Genomic DNA, 1,651 nt, shown 5'->3' with positions numbered 1-1,651 from the left:
TTACATGTTCGGGTAATTCGGCCCGCCGCCGCCTTCGGGCGTGACCCACACGATGTTCTGCGTCGGGTCCTTGATGTCGCAGGTCTTGCAGTGCACGCAGTTCTGCGCGTTGATCACGAGCCGCTCGCTGCCGTCGTCGTTCTTCACGAACTCGTACACCGCCGCCGGGCAGAACCGCGCCTCCGGCCCCGCGTACGTGCGCAGGTTCACGTTCACCGGCACGCTCGCGTCCTTCAGCGTCAGGTGCGCCGGCTGGTTCTCCTCGTGGTTCGTGTTCGAGATGAACACCGACGAGAGGCGGTCGAACGTCAGCTTGCCGTCCGGCTTCGGATACGCGATCGGCTCGCACTGCGACGCCGGCTTCAGCATCTCGTGGTCCGCATGCTGGTGGTGCAGCGTCCACGGCACGTTGCCGCCCATCACCTTCTGCTCGATACCCACCATCAGCGTGCCCAGGTACAGCCCCTTGGCCATCCACTGCTTGAAGTTGCGCGCGCGGTACAGCTCCGTGTACAGCCACGATTGCTTGAACGCGTCCGGGTACGCATTGAGTTCGTCGCTCTGACGGCCGGCCTGCACCGCGTCGAATGCGGCGTCGGCCGCCAGCATCCCGGTCTTGATTGCCGCGTGGCTGCCCTTGATCCGCGATGCGTTCAAAAAGCCCGCGTCGTCGCCGATCAGCGCGCCGCCCGGGAACACCGTCTTCGGCAGCGACAGCAGGCCGCCGGCCGTGATCGCGCGCGCGCCGTACGACACGCGCTTGCCACCTTCGAGGAACGCGCGGATCGACGGATGCGTCTTGTAGCGCTGGAATTCCTCGAACGGCGACAGGTACGGGTTCGTGTAGCCCAGGCCCACGACGAAGCCGACCACGACCTGGTTGTTGTCCATGTGATACAGGAACGAGCCGCCGTACGTATCCGACTTCAGCGGCCAGCCGGCCGTGTGGATCACGAGGCCCGGCTTGTGCTTGGCGGGATCGATTTCCCACAGTTCCTTGATGCCGATCCCGTACGCCTGCGGATCGGCGTTCGCGTCGAGCTTGAATTTCGTGATCAGCTGGCGGCCGAGATGGCCGCGGCAGCCTTCGGCGAACAGCGTGTACTTCGCGTGCAGCTCCATGCCGAGCTGGAAGTTCTCGGTCGGCTCGCCGTCCTTGCCCACGCCCATGTTGCCGGTGGCGACGCCCTTCACCGAGCCGTCGTCGTTGTAGAGAATTTCCGCAGCGGGGAAGCCCGGGAAAATCTCCACGCCGAGCGCCTCGGCCTGCTGGCCGAGCCAGCGGGTCACGTTGCCCAGCGAAATCACGTAGTTGCCGTGGTTCTTGAAGTTGTCCGGCAGCGCCCAGTTCGGCGTGGTCACTGCGCTTTTCTCGGACAGGAACAGGAAGCGGTCTTCCGTGACCTCGACATCGAGCGGTGCGCCGCGCTCCTTCCAGTCGGGGAACAGCTCGGTGATCGCGCGCGGGTCCATCACCGCGCCCGACAGAATGTGCGCGCCGATCTCGGAACCCTTCTCGAGCACGCACACGCCGATCTCGGCGCCTTTCTCGGCGGCCAGTTGCTTGAGCCGGATCGCCGCCGACAGCCCGGCGGGGCCGCCGCCGACGATCACGACGTCGTATTCCATCGATTCGCGCGGGCCGTATTGC

General features: G+C 65.6%; 1 protein-coding gene. It reads right to left on the bottom strand.

The features are described 5' to 3' along the window. On the bottom strand, positions 1-1,651 hold a 1,651-nt coding region (locus WS61_RS28970), incomplete at its 5' end, for an electron transfer flavoprotein-ubiquinone oxidoreductase (protein ID WP_059505702.1).

This window comes from Burkholderia sp. ABCPW 11 (genome assembly GCF_001523445.1).
Taxonomy (GTDB): Bacteria; Pseudomonadota; Gammaproteobacteria; order Burkholderiales; family Burkholderiaceae; genus Burkholderia.
This window is presented reverse-complemented; position numbering and strand designations above follow the sequence as displayed.